Genomic DNA, 17875 nt, shown 5'->3' on the forward strand with positions numbered 1-17875 from the left:
TATTTTGTTGTAAACAATAATGACCCGAAAAATTTGCTTGCGGTCAGGAATGGCGGTTATCTGAACGATAGTACGCCACTTTTATCGGGCAAGGGGATTCCTGGCAATACGATCAAAATTCACCTTGACGGTTATCCTGACATGACCACGAAGGTCAATTCGGACGGGACGTGGAGTTTCGAGTTGCCGAAGTTGAGTGACGGCAAATACAGGGTCAAAGTCACCCAGATTGACGCGAGTGGCAATGTAAGTGCGGAAGCGAATTATGATTTCAATGTTGATACGAAAGCACCGGATGCACCTGGTGTTTCTCACGGGGTTGATAATGTTGCCCCTGATCCGTTGGGTTCCGACGGAACATTGAAAGATGGTGATTATACCAATGACAAAACGCCGACTTTGACAGGTAAAGGAGAGCCGGGAAGCACGGTCAAGATTTATGATACCGACGATAAAGGCAACAAAACGCTTGTTGGACAGGGCACTGTTGATAAAGATGGCAACTGGTCGGTTGAAACAAGCAAAGCTTTAAGTGAAGGTCACCATAAACTCACCACGACATTGACCGATGCTGCCGGCAATGAAAGTGCGGGAACCGATTTCAATGTCAATATTGACTCGAGCAGGCCGTATGGCATTGAAGATTTCCGTGTTGAAGACAATCATCCGGAAGTGACCGGACCATTGCCGTTAACGGGTGGTATGACTGATGATGATACACCGGTATTTTGTGGACGTATCGGCAAAGATGTTACCCATATCATCATTAAACTCAATGGTCATGAATTTGTCATTGATCGCAATACTTTAAATGAAGCGGGGTCCCAAAGGGGGGCTGGCGAAAAAGTCATCCGTGATGATGGCACATTCGCTTTCCGTTTGCCTGAAGCTCATAAGCTTACCAAAGGCAATTATAATTACGAGGTTTACGCCAAGAACAAAGTTGGCAATGAAAGCGATCATATCAACGGCAATTTTGCTTTTGACCGTACGCTTCCTCCTGCAATGAGCGACCAAAATCTTGATGTCATTGATAATGTCGGGGCTGTTACCGGATCTTACAAAGACTGGGCACAACGCGACAGCGACCATAAGAAGGTTACCGACGATAACCATGCTGTTTTTAAAGGAAAAATTCCTTCAGGCTACGACGTTTCGAATGTTGATCACATCAATATTTATGACAATGGCAAGAAGATTGGCGAAGCCAAGGTCAAAGGTGACGGGAGTTGGGAATATAGTCAGGAATGGTTGCAAGGTGACCATCGTTTAAGTGCTGCTATTGTCAACAAATTCGGCACAGTTGGCGAACAGTCAAATCCTGATGATTATGATTTCTGGGTTGATCTTAACCGTGCGGGGCCGCCTTCTATCCAGCAGGTACAGGATGATCAGGGGCATTATCATGAATCCGGTTACCCGACCAATTCCAACAGCTTCTTTGTGACAGGTGGCGGGCCATCTTCCGGGAAAGTAACGCTCCGGCTTTATGACAAGGATGGTAATCCCGTCAAGAATTTCAAAGGCGAGCCGTTGGAATGGACGGCTGACGTTTCGAAAGACGGGTCATGGTCGGTCAATACGGGAGATCTGTCACATCTTAATCCGCCTTTGAAGGATGGGGAATATAGTTTCAAAGCAAGTGCCGTAGATAGTAAAGGTGCGCCAACCGATGCGTCCGGCTCGCATTGGCTGGAACGCGATACGACAGCGCCTGATACGCCGGATGCGCCGAAGGCGATGGATAATGTTGGCGAAAAGCAGGGTGAAATCACTTCGGGTTCGACGACAGATGATGACACGCCGACTTTATCGGGCAAGGGCAAAAAGGGCGAAGTTGTCAAGATTTATGACAATGACGGGAAAACGCCGATTGGCGAGACTGTTGTTGGTGATGATGGAACGTGGAGTTTCACGCCCAATCCGCCGCTTAAAGGTGGCGACCACAGTTTGACGACGACATTGACGGATTCTGCCGGCAATGAAAGTGAAAAGAGTGGCGCTGTCAAAGTGACTGTCGACAAATCGGGTGTGAACATTTTTGTCGATGGTGCTCATGATAATGAAGGGTCTATCCGTAAGGATGTTGCGGATAATGGTGTCACGGATGATCGCACACCGACCCTTTACGGGCGTGGCACGCCCAATGGGACAGTTGTGATCACCGACGAGAATGGCAAGGAAATTGGCCGGACCAAAGTCGATGGCGCGGGAAATTGGCAGTTCGAGCTTCCAAACCAGGCAGGCGATAATCAGGAAGTCACCCATACCTATCACGCAAAAATCATCAATGCGGCAGGCAATACCCAATCTGTCGATTTCCACTTGACGATTGATACAAAAGCACCGGATGCACCGGCCATTGATAAAGTCATCGACAATGTTGGCAATAAAGACAATGCCCCCAACCATACGAATGGAGACAAAGAACTTCATAGTGGTGATACGACCGATGATACAACGCCGACATTTTCCGGCAAAGGCACAGCTGGAGATATCATCAAATTATACGATGGTGACAAGCTTGTTGGCCAATCGGTTGTAAAAGACGATGGCACATGGAGTGTTTCGCCGACAAGCCCGATTAGCAATACAAAAGGAATGCATGAATTTACCACGACGGCAACCGATCCGGCGGGTAACGAAAGCAACCATTCGGACAAGTTCGTTTTAGGTTTCGATACCGAGCCGGTTCCGGCGATGGGGAACAGCAAGGATGAAGTCGATCTCATTGACGATGCCGGTTCGATTGTCGGCTCCTATCGTGATGGTGAGTGGGCGACGCGGCAAGGCCAGCATGGCGAGAAAGTTGTTATCACCGACGATACAACTCCAACGCTTAAAGGGCATTTGCCTACAGATTTATTGAATTCCGGCCGGATTTCGACAATCAATATTTATGACAATGGCAAATTATTGACCAAAATTCCGGTAAGCGAAGACGGAAGTTGGGAATATACGCCGACACTCAACGCCGGTAATAATCATAAGTTCGAAGTTGCTTATGAAAACAAGGCAGGTGTCGAGGGAGCACGTACATCATTTCCGTTTGTTCTTGATATGGCAACCGTTGGCCAGACGTCGATTGATTCGGCGACGACAGGTGACGATAATGCACCCTATACATGGGACAATCCGACGAAGGAAAACATATTCCATCTTCAGGGAAGTGCGCCGGCCAATTCGATCATTACAGTTTATCTGAAAGATGATAGCGGCAAGGTCATTCATACGTTTGAAACCACGACAAGCAATGGCTCCGGTAGCTGGTCGCAGACAGTGGATTTGAGCACAGTTTCAGCGGAAACACGCAAAGCCATTGCCGATGGTCGCTATAGTTTTGTAGCCGATGCCAGGAACGATGCGGGAGCGGTCGGGGCACCATCGGGTGATAGCTGGATCAATCGTGATACGACAGCACCGGCAAAGCCCGATATTGTCAAAGCGGAAGATAATTCCGGCGATCAGCATGGAAGCATTGAAGAAGGCAAGACCTATGACGAGGATATGCCGCTCTTTTCGGGAAAAGGAGAAAAAAATTCCATTGTTACCATTTATGACAACGGCAAGGTTATAGGAGAGACGACCGTTCATGAAGATGGTACATGGTCATGGACGCCCACCACGCCGCTTCAAGCCGGTGCACACAGTATAACAACCACCTTGACCGATGCGGCTGGCAATGTGAGTGATAAAAGTGACCCGTTAGGGTTCAATCTTGATTTGACACCACCGGAAGTCAAAATCGATCACGCTGTTGATGACTACCAGAAAGACGCAAAAACGATTGTCAATGGCGGTGCCACCAATGATGCAACGCCGAAGCTTGTCGGGCGTGGCACACCCGGACAAACTGTGACGATTCTTGATAAGACAACCGGTTCAACCTATGAAACGACGGTCAAGGAGGATGGCACATGGGAATACCAGTTGCCGGCCCAACAAAATGCCGGTGAAGACAAGACACACGAATATATTGCCTCTTTGATAAATAATGCCGGCAATAAAGTCGAACATCATTTCAGCCTGCATATTGATACAAAGGCACCAGTTACACCTCAGCTTGTCGAGGTTATCGACAATGTCGGCAACGATCCGGCAATCTATCCGGATGGCAACCGTCCATTGCAAAATAATGATGTTACCGACGACACCACGCCGACCTTTAATGGTAAAGGTGTCGCGGGCGACATTATCAAGCTTTATACGGTTGATGATAAGGGTGAGCGCACGCTTATCGGCCAGACAGTGGTTCGTGAGGATGGAACATGGTCTGTTACGCCGACGGTCGCTTTGACCGATGATCCAAATCATAGTCCGACAAAATATACATTTATTGTGACAGAGACGGATAGTGTCGGCAATGAAAGCGATCCGACAGATGGCCGTAATCTTTTTATTGATCGCACACCGCCGGTTCTTGACGACAAGACCATCAAGCTTGTTGATGACAAGGAAACGAATGTCGGTGACTTCCCGAACTGGATCGAGAAGGATGACGGTAAGGGTGGAAAGATCAAGCTCACCAATGATGACACGCCGACGATGAGCGGGCGCGCGATTTCAAGCGACACCCAATCGGTCAATATTTATGACAAGGATTCGGACGGCAAGTTGATATTGATCGGTTCTGCCAAAGTTGACGAAAATGGTGACTGGAGTTTCACACCGCCAACAGGACACGGGCTTGGCGATGGCGTGCACGAATGGATAGCACGTCCGGTTGATAAAGCCGGTAATGAAGGTCAGCCAACGCCGGCCTATAAATTCGAAGTTGATACCAAGGGACCGACAGGGACACTCGGCAGTGATATCGGTTTGTGGGATGATGAGGGGCCACAGACTGGCGAATTTGACGGCGCCAATGGCACCACGGCATGGAGCATAAACGATGCCGGTCATAAAGTAACCGACGACAAAACACCGGAGATCAAAGGCAAACTTCCGGCAGGAAGCGATGTCACGAAAGTCCATATCTATATTGATGGCACGCTTGCCAGTATTGTCAATGTTGCAGCTGATGGCACGTGGTCCTATACGCCGCATTTGAGCTCGGGCACACATAAAATCGAAGCCCGTCCGTCCGATGATGCGGGCAATGAAGGTGAGGCCAAGACCTGGGATTTTGACATTGCCGGGGCAGCCCCGGGAATGCCGGCCATTACCGGCATTTACAACAATGAAGAAAAAGAGATTGATGCATCCCATCCGGATGGCAAGTTCATTGATAAAAACCAGTTTACCAATGATGCCACACCGCTCATCAAAGGAACCGGTGATGCCGGTTCGTTTATCAATATCTATATTGGCGACAAACTTGTCGCCAAGGGTGTTAAGGTCGGGGGTGACGGCCATTGGGCAGTCGCGATTGATCCTTCATTGGTCGGTATTTTGCCGAATGGCGAGAGCTGGCAAATCCGTGCTTCTGCAAGTGACAGTGCCGGACAGGAATCCGACAAGACAGGGTTCTGGCCGATCAATGTCGATACATTAAAACCGACAACACCGGATCTGCCAAAGTTGGACGACCATGTCGGTGATAAACAGGGAGATGTAGCTGAAAACAGCACGATTGATGACAAAGCACCAACTATTCATGGAAAAGCTGGTGAGGGTAATGTTGTTGTCGATATTTATGATACTGTTGATGGCAAGACAAAACATGTTCAGACTGTTATGTCCGATGGCGAAGGAAACTGGAGCTATACGCCAACCGACCTCGGTCAGGGCAAACATTCGATTACCACGACTTACACCGATAAGGCTGGCAATATCAGTGATAAGAGCCCGGCATTCGACTTTAACATTGATAGTTCGGCAATTCTCGTTTCGATCAATTATGCTGCCGATAATGCAGGCCATATTGTCAAAGATCTTGCAAATGGCGCAACAACGGATGACACGACACCGACGCTTTACGGTTCAACCAGTCCCAACACTGTTGTCACTATTAAAGAAGGTGACAAGGTTATTGGCACGGTTACGTCCGACGGGCATGGCAATTGGTCGTTCGAGCTTCCTGAACAAACAAATGGGCACCATGTTTATACCGCTGTTGTGACAGCTCAAAACGGCAACAATGCCCATTCCGATTTTGCCCTTGATATTGATAATACACCACCTGAAGCACCGGACATTACGCGTGTTCAGGATGATGTGCCGCTAAACACCGATGATCTTGTTTCGGGTGGCAAAACCAATGATACCAAGCCGACATTTTATGGCGAGGGTAATCCCGGCGATACCGTGACCATTTATGACGAGATTGATGGCAAACTGGTCAAGATCGGCACGGCCAATATTGGGAATGATCATAAATGGGTATGCACGGTTGACGAGCTTGCTCCCGGTGCCCATCATTTCAAGCTTCAGACAACCAACAAGCTTGGCGTCGATAGCGAAAAATATACCGAATATGATCTGACGGTGAAGACGGATGCACCGACGCAAACGACGAGCCTGGTTTCGATTACGGAAGATCGCGGTTTGAGCGACAGCGATTTCAAGACCGGCGATGACAGTCTTGTTTTCAAATTCGGTGTTAATGAAAAATTGCCGGCCGGTTACAAGGTTCAGGTCAATGTTGACGGCAAATGGTATGATGCCACCTATGACGAGACTGACGGTTATTGGTATTATGACCACTCGAACATTCATCTTGCTGAAGGCGTCCACAAAATTTACGGGCGCGTTGTAGACGATGCAGGCAATGTCAAAGACGGTCCGGCACAGGACGTCACTATCGACAAGACTGCGCCAATCGGTGGCGACTATCAGATTGTGATTGACAGCTTTATTGATGATGTCAATGAGGAAGGTGGATCGAAGAGCCGTTCCAATGGTGAAGCAACCAATGATAATACGCCGACTTTGAACGGTCATACATCGGGTATGAAGCCTGGTGACTATGTCACTGTGCAGGTCAAAATCGGTGACGATTGGGTAACAATCGGCACAGCAAAAGTTGACGGGTCAGGCAATTGGAAGTTCGACGTCAAAGGAATACCCGGAGGCACGGCAAAAGACCATCTTGATGACGGCTATCACGAATTCAGAGGCGTTATCACCGATGAAGCAGGAAATCTTGGACAAGCCTCTTCCGGTTTCGGCCTGGATGTTACGACAACACCGCCACCTGTAATCAACGAAAGCGGCCTTGATCTTTTTGACGACCAGTTGCCGAAAACCGGCACAATTGGAAAGGGTACAACCACTGATGACAGCCGTCCGACATTAAAAGGGGCTGCCAATTCGGTTGACCCGACAAAAGTGGAAAAAATCAATCTTTATGACAATGGCACATTGATCGGAACGGGTAAGGTCAATAGTGACGGGTCATGGAGTGTCGAGCCGACAGTACCACTGCGTCAAGGCAATCATAGCTTTGTTGCCAAACCGGTTGATTATGCCGGAAACGAGCAATCGCAGGGAACAACGGCATGGGATTTCAACTTTGTTGGCCATGCACCGGCTACACCTTCGATTATCAATGTTCTTGATGACAATGGCGATACCATCCAGAAAGATGCGGTTACGAACGATTCCACACCGCTTATCAAAGGGACAGCCACAACCGGTTCGATTGTTCATATTTATGTTGACGGGGTGGACGTTGCCCAAGTCCCTGTGAAGGATGATGGAACCTGGGAAACCACACTTCCGGCGCTTTCCAATCCGACGACAGACCCGACTGGTACCCGCCATGTGATTACAGCCAAAGCATTGGATAAGGATGGCACAACATGGAGCCATGAAACGGGCGGCTATCCGGTTATTGTTGACAGGCAAGCGCCCGATGCACCCGATGCACCGACGGCCAAAGATGATCAGGGTAATACAATTACCGGAACGACGGCCGATTCAACACCAACTTTAAGCGGCAAGGTCAACGGGCATCAACCCGGTGACAAGGTCAACATCTATCAGGACGGTGTGAAAGTCGGAGAGGCAAAGGTTAACGACCAGGGAGAATGGTCGTGGACACCGAAGGATCCGTTAGGAAAAGGCAATCACCAGTTCCAGACGTCTTTAAGTGATGCAGCCGGTAATGAAAGCGGCAAGGGGACGGCGACCAATATCACGGTTGACACAAGCACGGTCAAGGTGAGCATTGACTATCTTGTTGATGATCAGGCACCGCTTGAATCACACATCACAAACAATAGCAAGACCGATGACAGAACGCCGCTTATTGTCGGTAAAGCAACACCGAACTCTACTGTTGTTCTGACATATACCGACGCCAATAATCAGGTTCATGAGCTTGCGAAAGTTACAACCGATAGTGAAGGCAATTGGTCTTATCAGGTCAAAGACAGTGAAAAATTCGGCGAAGGCCATTATGTCATTCATGCTGAAACCGAGGATGCTTCAGGGGGCAAATCGACAGCCGATTTCAATTTTGATGTTGATATAACCAACAATCAAAAGCCGTCGATTGATAAAGTAACCGATGATGTCGGCGCTATTCAGAATGATGTTGTAAATGGTGGCAGCACCGATGATACAACCCCGACAATTATCGGAAGTGGTGCAAAGCCATATCAGCAAGTCAATATCTATGATGCGGGCGAAGATGGCAAAAGCCAGCTGATCGGTTCTGTCACAGCTGATGGCGAGGGAAAATGGAGTTTCACACCACCTTCTCCGCTGAGAGGAGGGGAAACACATCAAGGGGTAACACATCATTTGACAGCCACCACTGTCGACGAGGTTGGCAACGAAAGCCAGCATTCGTCCAATTATGATGTGATTGTTGATATTACGCCACCCGAACCGATCGCCAATGATACAGTTTCGGTGACCGATGATGTCAAAAACGATGCCAATGATTTTACCGGTCAACTTAAAAAAGACCAGCATACCAACGACAATCGACCTGAATATTCCGGAAAAGCACCTTCGGACGCAAAAACTGTCAATATTTATGACAATGGCAAGCTGATCGGTTCGACCGACGTCAAGGAAGACGGGACATGGTCGTTTACACCTGACGAAGATCACAAGCTTTCTGAAGGTCAACATACATTGACTGCCCGTCCGGTGGATGCTGCCGGCAATGAAGGCACAGATTGCCAGGGGTCGGAATTTATTGTCGATACAATTGCACCAACTGCAATACCGACAATCGACGGCTTGTTGAACGATTCCGGTACATCAGACAAAGACTTTATCACGCAGGACAAAAATCCGACGATTTTTGTGAGCGTGGATAAGCCGCTTGCTGATGACGAACATGTCGAGATTTCGCTTGATGACGGGCAGACATGGATAAGAGCCGAATACAATCGGGAAACCAAACAGTATTATTATTCTGTCCAAAAGGGGCATGAACTGACCGATCAGGTCTATCATGTCAAAGCTCGTGTGGTTGATGATGCAGGCAATGTCGGTCATGATACAGCACGGGATATGACGGTTGACACCACCCCGCCTTTAGACGGTTATAAGGTCACGATTGACAGCTTCGATGATGATGTTGAAGCTAATGTCGGCAATTATCCGTCAGGAACGACGACCAATGACAAGACGCCACTTCTTAAAGGCACCGTCACGGGTGCACATGAGGGCGATGTTGTTCACCTTTATTATCGTGATAGCAAAGGCAATCTTCATAGTGTTGCCGACAATATTCGCCTCACACAAAACGGTGATGGCAGTTATAGCTGGGAGTACCAGCTTCCCGAACTTGCCGAAGGCAATTACCAATATGTTGCAGTGGTCAAGGATGCCGCCGGAAATGAAGGAAAACAGAGTAGCGATTTCTATCTTTATGTCGATACGACACCGCCAGTTTGGGGAAATACACAAAATATTAAACTGATCGACGACCAAGAGCCCAAGACAGGCGAGATACCGCATTCGGGTGGCTACACTGATGACAACTATCCGGAAGTTCAGGCAGGCCCCGGAACAATTTCGGGAGCTGAGGGCGGCTTCGTAGAACTTTATGATGGAAACACCAAAATTGGCGAGGGTGCTATTCAGGCAGATGGTTCGTTCAGGTTTACACCTGATAAAGCGATAACCCCGGGACAACACAGTTTCCATCTGGTTGCTGTCGATGCGGCAGGTAACCGCACACCGCTTGATGATGTCAACGGTAAATGGGACTTCAATTTTGCCGGACATGCTCCGGGCACCCCATCCATCACCAATATTATTGATGATTATAACAATCCGGATGACAAACCCGTTCACCTGCAAAAAGGCCAGTCGACAGACGATGCGACGCCGACCCTTCATGGTATGGGAACCAAAGGCACAACCGTTAACATTTATCAGAACGGCATCAAAATCGGCGAGACTAAAGTCGGTGAGGATGGCACATGGACTTTCAAACTTCCGGCCGACTATGCCATGAAAGATACCTCGACCGATGGTCGTGGAACGGAATATAAGTTTACAGTTCAAGCGGTCGATCTGGAAGGCGTTCCAAGCTCGATGACCGGCGAATATCCGATTGTTTATGATAATCAAGCGCCAAACCAGCCGGATGTTCCTGCTCTTCAATCCGATCAGGAACCCAAGATCGGTTCGATTCCAGATAATGACACAACACCCGACCAAACCCCGACATTTAGCGGTACTGTTCAAAACCCGCAAGTGGGCGACAAGGTTACTATTTACAACATAGTCGACGGTAAATATGTCAAGCTTGGCGAGACAACGGTCGACCCGTCCTCGGGCAAATGGTCATGGACACCGGAAAATCCGCTTGATAAAGGTTCTTACGAATTTGTAACATCGGTCACCGATGCGGCAGGAAATGAAAGTGCAAAAAGCCAATCGACTTCGGTCACTGTTGATCCGACAGATGTTGAAGTCAGCATCCTTTACGCTGTTGATGACCAAAAGAAGTCCACCGAAGATTACACCGGAAAGATTTCCGACGGTGGCCTCACCAATGATACAACACCGGAATTGCATGGACGTGCAACGCCCAATTCGAGTGTCACTATCTATACTGTTATTGGTGGAGTGAAAACAGAAATCGGCACGGTCAATGCTGATTCCAAAGGCGACTGGACATTTGTCTGGCCGGAAGGCAAGTCGCTTTCCGATGGTAGTTATACGATTGTCGCGGAGGCATTACTTCCAAATAATTCGACGAAGTCTGACAGCTTCAATCTTGCTGTCGACACGAAAAATAACAATGTTCCGGTGATTGACAGTGCCGGCGATGATGTCGGTGGCAAACAGGAGGATGTTACCTCCGGTGGAGCAAGCGACGATACAACGCCGACTTTGAAAGGCCATGGGGCCGAACCCAATGGCGTGGTCAATATTTATGATACGATTAATGGCGAGACGCATCTTGTTGATAGCGTGAAAGCCGATTCCAACGGCAACTGGGAATATTCTGTTCAAAGCCCGTTACCGGAAGGAGAACATCACTTTCAGGCAACATCTGTTGATGCAGCCGGCAATGAAAGTGCCAAATCAGACATTTTCGACTATACGATCGATTTGACTGCGCCGGAGGCTATCGACTCCGATTCATTGGATCTTTTTGACGATGTACCGGAAACTGTCTCTACCATTGCCGAAGGTGGCAAGACAAATGACGACAGGCCGACCTATAGCGGTACGGCCACATCGGACACCAAGAAGGTCTTTATCTATGACAATGGTAAAAAAATCGGGGAAGCCGATGTTGTCGAACATAACGGACAATATACATGGAGCTACACACCCGATACGCCTTTGAAAGATGGCAAACATTCGTTCCAGGCAAGTCCGGTTGATGCTGTTGGTAATATCGGTATTCGGACCGGTAAATGGGATTTTGAAGTCAAAACCGGAAGTATTACAAACAATGCAAGAATCTCCGGTATCACAGAAGATACCGGTTTTGATACGCACGACTTGGTTACCAGCGATACGCGGCCGACAATTTACATTGTGACCGACCGTCAGCTCGATGCCGCAACTGGTGAAAAAGTCCAGATCAATATTGGCGGGCAGTGGTACGACACAGAATTTGATGAAGCAAGCGGCCGTTATTTCTTCCGTCCGGTAACATCTTTGCCGGCAAGTGCCAATGGCACAGATTATCCTATCAAGACCCGCATCATTGATGATTATGGTCGCACATCGGAAATTGACCAAAAAACGATGACCATTGATAACGGTGCACCGACCGGCACGTTAACACTGGATAAATTCATTGATGATGTCGGTGTTCCAGGCGAATTCAACAGTCATACCGATAGAAACTATACCGATGACCGCACACCTGAATTGCGTGGAACAGTCACGGGTGCGAAGCCCGGTGATTGGGTTGTCATTTATCTTGCCGATAAAAATGGCAATATTCTAAAAGACGAAAATGGCAATCCGATCAAGCTTGGTTCTGTCCGTCCGGATGGTACCAATTGGAAATTTACCCCCGATCTTCGTGATGAAGCCCATTATCCGGATAATTCGGAATACTATTTTGTTGCCGTGCTTGAAGATACGGCTGGCAATCAGGGGGCAAAATCCGACCCGCTGGGATTGTTCCTGACAACTGAAGGACCTGACTGGTCCGGCTCGAAGGACTATGATGTCATTGACAATCAGGCTCCCGATACCGGCATTATCGGGGAAAATGGCAAACCGCACGTCACCGATGACAATCGGCCGACCGTCAAAGGTAAAGCCGGTTCGCTCGATCCCGCCAACGTTGATTATGTGCTTCTTTATGATGGTGACCCGTCAGACCCGAATGCCAAGCCGATCGGCAAGGGAACTGTCAATAGTGACGGTTCGTGGGAGGTTGAACCGGATAATCCGTTGATGCCGGGACATCACCATTTCTGGGTGGTTCCTGTCAACCATGCCGGTGTGCCAAGTGAGACAAAATCGGATGAGTTCGACTTTGATCTTATCGGGCATGCTCCCGGTACTCCGTCGATTACCCAGTTTGGTCATGATGATGATCCGAATGTTTCGTTCCCGGATAACCAGATCCAGCAAAACGGGACAACACGCGATAACACCCCCTTTATCAAAGGAACCGGTACAAAAGGCTCTTTTGTCGATGTTTACGACCGTGTCGATGGCAAAGACATTCATCTTGGCCAAGTAAAAGTTGATAATGACGGCCATTGGGAAACGAGTTTGCCGAAACTTGCAGACGGGACCCATAATATCTGGGTTCAGGCAACAGATGCCGGCGGCAACAAGAGTGCGGCAACCGCACCTTATCCATTCGATGTGGATACAACTGCACCGAATAGCCCGGGGCGTCCGACAATTTCGAGTGATGTGGCGCCAAATGCAGGGGTTGTTACCGATCCCAATACTACCAGTGGCAGCACCAATGATACAACGCCCACTTTCTCGGGCACGATAAATAATCCGCAACCGGGTGATGTTGTGACCATTTATGATGGTGACAAAGCAATCGGCGAGACGAAAGTAAATCCGGATGGTTCGTGGTCGTTCACACCGACAACACCGCTTGATAAAGGCGAACATCATTTTACCACGACGGTAAAAGATGCGGCCGGTAATGAAAGCAATCGCGGCTTTGAAACTGTTATCAATATCGAAAATACTGAAAACAATGTGACAGTTGATTATGCCGTTGACGATAAGGATCCACTAAACGGCCAGATTACCAATGGCGGGCACACAGACGATACGACACCCGAACTTCACGGTACGGCACCGGCAGGCTCGATTGTTTACGTTTATAGCGATGCTACAAAACAAACGCCCATTGGCGGCCCGTTCACTGTCGGTTCGGATGGTAAATGGTCTATCGGTTTGACGGAACAGGCCGCCGGCGAACATAATTATTATGTCGAGGCGACAGACGCCGATGGCACTGTTCTTGCCGGACAGGATTTCAAACTTCATATTGATAATAGTCAACCGGATCGGCCGACAATTGACAAGGTTATCGATGATGTCGGCCTCATTCAGGGTGAAGTCGCAAATGGTGGCTCCCGTGTCGACCATGGCACTACCGACGATACCAACCCGACGATTATCGGCAAGGCACCGAAAAACAGCCTTGTAATCATTTATGATAATGGCAAGGAACTTGGACGCGTTTATGCCGACGGCAATGGCGACTGGTCTTATACAACCGGAGCAATGCTTACCGAAGGGGACCACAAGTTTACGGCCGTTTCGCAAAATGATGTTGGTACATTGAGTGACTCTTCAAAAGAGTATTTGATCAATGTTGATATTACCGGGCCAGATCAGATAACCGACGAGACTGTTCAGGATAATGTTTTACCGAACAACACCAATGGTGAAGATGGCGAGCCGATTATCCCTGTCAATCAAAATGATCTCACCAATGACAATAGCCCGATCTTTAGCGGAACAGCACCAAGTGACGCCAAGAAAGTGCGCATCTATGACAATAACAAGTTTATTGCCGAAGTTGATGTCAATGCAGATCATACATGGTTCTGGGAAGCGGGGAAAAGAAACTCCGATGCCAAGCTTGGCGAAGGCAAGCATGCTCTTACAGCTCGTCCGGTGGATGCGGCTGGCAACGAAGGACCGGCATCTGAAGCCCATGCGTTCGAAGTTGATACACGTGTACCAAGTGCAACGGCAAAACTCATCGGTATTACTGATGATACAGGCTTTGAGAGCAGCGACTTCAATACGCAGGACAATACACCGCTCTTCAGCTTCAAAGTTGATGGAAAAGTAGAAGATACCGACAAGGTACAAGCCTTCATCAACAATCAATGGCGCGATCTTACCTATAATGCAAAAACCGGTAATTGGGAACTTGATTGGCGCGATAGTAAGGAACCTATCCCCGACGGGACATATACGGTGAAAACCCGTGTTATCTCCCGTACAGGAAATTATGACCATACCATAACTGAAAATTCGGCAACAACGGTTGTCATTGATAGTGATGGCTCGGCTCAACATTCGGAATTTGTGGGCTTTACCGGTAAAGGCGATAAATTCTTCACGAGTGGTGATTATGTCGATGTAACAAACCCGATTTTGAAGGGTAAAATCAGCGGCAATCTTGCCGACCTTGAAGATGGCGCGAAAATCGGCATTTATCGCGATCACGTTCTTCTGGGCTATGTTGAAAAAAGCCAGATCAATCCGGATGGAACATTCAGTTTCAAGCTGCCGGATAACAGCTTGACCGACCATCACAGCTATATCTTCACAACGGCAATCGTGTCGAAATCCGGCTATGTCGGCGAAGCACATGACGTCGAAGTGCGCGTTGATACAACAGGTGCAGCAAACGTTCCCGATTACGGGATTTCAAACAACAATCAAGTGCCGAGGTCTGACGGAGATTCATCATATACGCAAGCTGTCGCACTCAACAATAATGGTGAGTGGCAGGTTCTTTCCAATTCGACTATCTGGGTGTTCCGTAATGATGGTACTGGAAAAGCAACCGGTTATTATCTCGATTACTCTCCTGGCGTCGCCCGAGGAAACGTCAAACCATATACCTACACTGGTGACGAACGTGTACTGTTCGGTTCCTATACTATGGCCGATTATAACCACGATGGGTTCATTGATATTTGGACAACGAAATCTTGTTATGACGGCAGTACAACCGCCGCTTATGTCGGCACGGGTGATAATCAATGGAATTATGTCGATGTCAATTATAGCGACATGGTCAACGGGGGGAGGATTTTAAACCACCTCGGCGGCATTGCTACCTTTGATATGAATGGCGACGGGTATCTCGATGTCATTCAGGGTGATTCCGGAAATGACTCCGGTTCCATTTTCCTGAACAGAGGTGAAACATCATCGGATTTGGGGGGGGGCCAGTTTTTTGGATTGGGAGACGGTTTTGGTAGGCAACAATCATCTTTTACATCCAATTTCTATACCGATCACCATGTCTCGGCAATCGACCTTGACAACAACGGTACCATCGATTTTGCCGGGAACGGCAAAGCGAGAGGAGATAAATTTAACTATTATCAACTGATTACTCTAATGAATAGTGGCGAAACAGCGCCGAATGGTGTTTATGGCGACAATTGGTCGCTTGGACAAAGCATTAAGGATGTGTCGCCAAGTAGGGGGGATCAAAGGGACGATAGAATTGACAATGATTCCTACAAAAACACTGTTTCCATGACATGGGCCGATTATAATGGCGATGGCTATATGGATTTGTTTATGGCCAAAAATCATAGAAATTGGAACGATGATAGAGACAGCCAGATTCTTTACAATAAAGGAGATGGTAGTGGACAATTAAATGATCCTGTGCGATTGAATGACAATGTTGATGGCCGCTGGTCGGTTGCCATCGACTGGGATCACGATGGCAAAATGGATATCCTGGAGGTTCCGGGCTTTGCCGGGAGTGCTGCCAATATGAAGCTTTGGCATAATGGTGGCAATAACGTCATTGATGGCACGGTTAAATGGGACAATTGGGATATCTTCGGTGATAAAGGTGGCCGTCTTGCCAGCGCCAATGGCGATGTTGATCCAAAAAGCATTGATGGAACGGGTGGCCCATTTGACTATAATGGGGTTGGTAAAAACTACATTTATGGTATTGGCCTTGTCGACTATGACTGGGATGGTGCTCTTGATGTCACCATGCAGCGTGACAACACCCATTCATCGCTCATTTTGTCTAACAAAAACAAGGTTGAGTATGGAACATCATTGCATCTTCGCATCACCGACAAAGATGGTGCCAATGTGTTCTATAACAATACTGTCCAGCTTTTTGACTCTGCCGGTAACCTGGTTGCCGTACAGGTTATCAATGCGCAAGGTGGCATGGGTGTTTCCGACAATACCGGCCTTGTCCATTTCTATGGCTTGAAAGAAAATGAAACCTATTCGGTTGTTGTCTTGCGCAATACGAACGGTCAGTCGAATGATATTGGCGGTATTGCCCATACTCATACGACAGATCGGAATGGCAATGGTAAAGATAACGACATTGAAAATGTCAACAGCTCGTGGACAGGTCTTAAAGCTGTTGAAGCCGACCATGCCTATATCCTGAATGCCAATAAGGATGGTGAAACGGTCACAACCGGCGTTGGCAATGTCGACGATAAAACATCACAAGGCTATCGTCCTGGACTTGTCGGTACCGGTTATAATGACCTCTTTACAGCTGAAGCCGGTAGCCAAAGCTATTCGGGTGGTGGTGGCTGGAGGAATGATGCCGGCGAAAAATATTGGCAGGCAAGTGGTGGTGAAGACATTGTCGATTTTGGCAAATCAACCACCGGTGTCACTGTCGATTTGAGTAATAGTGGCTACCAGTCGACGGGCTTCAACAACGCCAAGTTCATTGACATTGAAGGTATCTACGGGGGTAAATTCAACGATACTTTCACTGGTAATTCAGGTGATAATTTCTTTGATGGTCGTGGTGGTGACGACACCTATCACCTTGAAGCAGGCGGTCATGATCTTCTGCTTTATCGCCTCATTGAGCAGGATGATGCAACCGGTGGCAACGGCCATGACACAGTCTATGGCTTCAAGGTTGGCACCTATATTGATGCCGACAAATCCAAGATTGATAAAGATGCCGATCGCATTGATGTCAAGGATCTGTTGCAAGGCTACCGTGCCGATGCCGATGGTGCTGCCCATTACGACGACAAAGGCAAAGCCCAGATCGACTGGGGTGATAATATCAAGGACTTCCTTTCGACCCGCGTTGAAAACGGCAATACGATTTTGAGTATTGACCGTGATGGCAAGGGGAATGCCTTCCAGTCGACCGACCTTCTGACTTTGAACAATGTCCAAACCGATTTGGAAACATTGTTGGCAAACCATCAGATCATCATCGGTTAATCTTCTCTATGGCGGGAATTTCTCCCGCCATAGAACTTTATCTTTGGGCAGGTAGGGTTCCTGTCCATTGCAGTTTTAA

The 17875-nt window shown here is 48.1% G+C and carries 1 protein-coding gene; it reads left to right on the forward strand.

The features are described 5' to 3' along the window. The first annotated feature begins 33 nt into the window (after positions 1-33). Positions 34-17796 (forward strand): Ig-like domain-containing protein, encoded by a 17763-nt coding sequence (locus H3V12_RS00005; RefSeq protein WP_210326767.1) that lies wholly within the window; start codon positions 34-36, stop codon positions 17794-17796. Positions 17797-17875 lie beyond the last annotated feature (79 nt).

The organism is Bartonella sp. W8167 (assembly GCF_016100335.1).
Lineage (GTDB): Bacteria > Pseudomonadota > Alphaproteobacteria > Rhizobiales > Rhizobiaceae > Bartonella > Bartonella apis.